Origin of the sequence: Leptolyngbya sp. FACHB-36 (assembly GCF_014695955.1) — a bacterium.
Lineage (GTDB): Bacteria > Cyanobacteriota > Cyanobacteriia > Leptolyngbyales > Leptolyngbyaceae > FACHB-36.
Genome location: NZ_JACJPG010000639.1, coordinates 1 through 2,401 on the forward strand (window position 1 = coordinate 1; position 2,401 = coordinate 2,401).

1 protein-coding gene is annotated in these 2,401 nt (G+C 55.8%); it reads left to right on the forward strand.

The genetic code is table 11. From position 1 onward, the window contains the following. The first annotated feature begins 91 nt into the window (after positions 1-91). Positions 92-2,257, forward strand: a complete 2,166-nt coding sequence (locus tag H6F43_RS19625; RefSeq protein ID WP_190344632.1) for an NACHT domain-containing protein — start codon at positions 92-94, stop codon at positions 2,255-2,257. Positions 2,258-2,401 lie beyond the last annotated feature (144 nt).

Here is a 2,401-nt window from a genome sequence, read left to right on the forward strand (position 1 = left end):
GCCCTCGATCTCACACAAAATCGCGTGGTCAGTTGGGGACAACCCAGTACAGTGGATGTAGCAGTATTGATGCATTCACGAACACTGCCCTATGACGTTTGAGCGCATTGCAATTCAGGCAGCTAGTTTAACCATCGCGACGATCGTCAGCAAAGTCATTTGCGAAGGCGGCAGCAAGTTTCTTGGCTGGATGGACAAAAAGCTCGATGAGAAAACCGAGCGGCTCATCGCCAATGCGTCAGAGCAGTACATCCAGAACTACAGCGATCGCCACGGCATTCTTAAAGTGCTGGGAATGCGCGAACCCGTACCGCTGGAGTCGGTCTATACCGCCGTGCAGTTTCTAAACCGGGCAGAACTGCGGCGGTTTGAGTCGATCGACAATCTGGAAAAAGCATTCCGGCAGTCTGGGCGCGGTTTTCAGCCAAAGGATTTGGCGAAGCAAGACGGGCTAGCGGTGGCCAATCGGAAGCAGTATTTGATGGTGCTGGGCGGACCAGGAGCGGGGAAATCTACGTTTCTCCGCAAGATGGGGCTAGAAGCGCTCAAGGGCGTCGCGGGCGGCTACGAGCACGAGTGCATTCCGGTGCTGATCGAGCTAAAAAACTTCACCTCTAACAAGATTAATTTGGAGAAAGCGATCGCTCACGAATTTCGCGTCTGCAATCTGCCCTCGCCCGACGAAATCACCACCAAACTGCTAGAGCAAGGCAAGCTGCTGATTCTGCTGGATGGGCTGGACGAAGTGCCCACCAAAAACCTTGACGAAGCCATTTGCCAGATTCAGAACTTTGTCGATCAGTACGACCAGAACCGCTTTGTTGCCTCCTGCCGCATTGCTGCCTACCACCACAACTTCCGCCGCTTCTCAGACGTAGCGATGGCAGAATTCGACATGTCGCAGATGCAGCAGTTTATCCACAACTGGTTTTACTCTGTTGCCGATCGCGCCGCGGGCACCGCCCAAAAATGCTGGGAACTGCTGCAAAAACCCGAACACGTCGCCGCCAAAGAACTGGCGCAAACGCCACTGCTGCTGACGCTGCTGTGTCTGGTGTACGACCGATCGCAGAACTTCCCCAACAACCGCAGCGGACTCTACTGCAAAGCGCTCCGGGTGCTGCTGGAAGAGTGGGCAGCAGAAAAGCGCATCATGCGCGAGGAAATCTACCGAGGCTTGAATACCGAGCTTGAAGAAATTCTCTTATCCGAAATTGCCTACGCCGGATTTGAATCGGACCGCCTGTTTTTTTCGCAGCGGGAAGTAGTTGGTCAGATCAAGGCTTTTCTGACCAGCAACCTGAATGCGCCGAAGCATCTGGACGGTGAGGGAATTCTCAACGCGATCGCCATTCAGCAAGGCATTCTGGTCGAACGGGCAGAAGACGTGTTTTCGTTTTCGCACCTGACGCTTCAAGAATACTTAACTGCCCAGTACATCGACGACCACAACCAAATTTCCATGCTTGTTGCCCGTCACTTAACCGACGAACGTTGGCAGGAGGTGTTTTTGCTGGTGGCAGGACTGATGCGATCGGGTGCCGATGATTTGCTGATTCGGATGGAGCGCAAAACGCGCAAGTACATCAACACGCCGCGATTGCAGGCGCTCCTGCACTGGGCAGACCTGAGGGCGGCAGAGGGTGGTCCCGTTAAACCTGCTGCAAAACGCGCTGCCGCGCTGTTTCTGGCGCTGGTGCGCGATCGTGCCCTCGATCTCGTACGGGTGCTGCATACCGATCTTGCCCGTCCGCTATCGCTGGTCCAAACGCTGGATCTGGTGCGTGCGCCGTCTTCTGTATCGATGCTGGATCTGTCCCGCGCGGTAGATCTTGCCCGCCCGCTGAACCTGGATGGCGTGCCCGCGCGTGCCCAAGCTCGGAGTCGTGCCGTCACGCGCACCCCTCGAACGATCGCTCAAGCGCTCACTAAGGCACTCGCTCAAGAGTTTCACCAGCTCAAGCTGTTTACCGAGGTCAATTTTACGGCGCTGATTGCTCGGTTGGAGGCGCTGAAACTGCGAGAGCCAAGCTCCAATCAAACCGACGCTCAGCAGGAGTACCACGATCGACTGTCCCAGCTTTGGCTCAGCGCCCTCAAACTGGACGCTGATTTAGTCGATCTGACAGAGCCAGAGCTGCAATCCCTAGAAACCTACCTGTATGCAAACTGGCTAATCGTGCGCTGTCGTCAATCTGCCGTGCGCGTTTCGCCTGCAACATGGGGAGCGATCGAAGCCCGCCTGCTGAAAGGGTGAACCTACGCGCTTCAATAAGCAGCGAGCACCCCTCGTTTGCTATGGTCGAAGCATGGCACACTCTGACGGCAAAGTATTTCTCGTAGGTTCTGGTCCGGGCAGTTCTGATTACCTGACGGTGCAGGCGCAACGCTGTTTGGCGGC

What these genes read in the sequence shown, in the direction of transcription:
- H6F43_RS19625 (WP_190344632.1), top strand. Translation starts at nt 92, where the DNA reads ATGACGTTTGAGCGCATTGCAATTCAGGCAGCTAGTTTAACCATCGCG.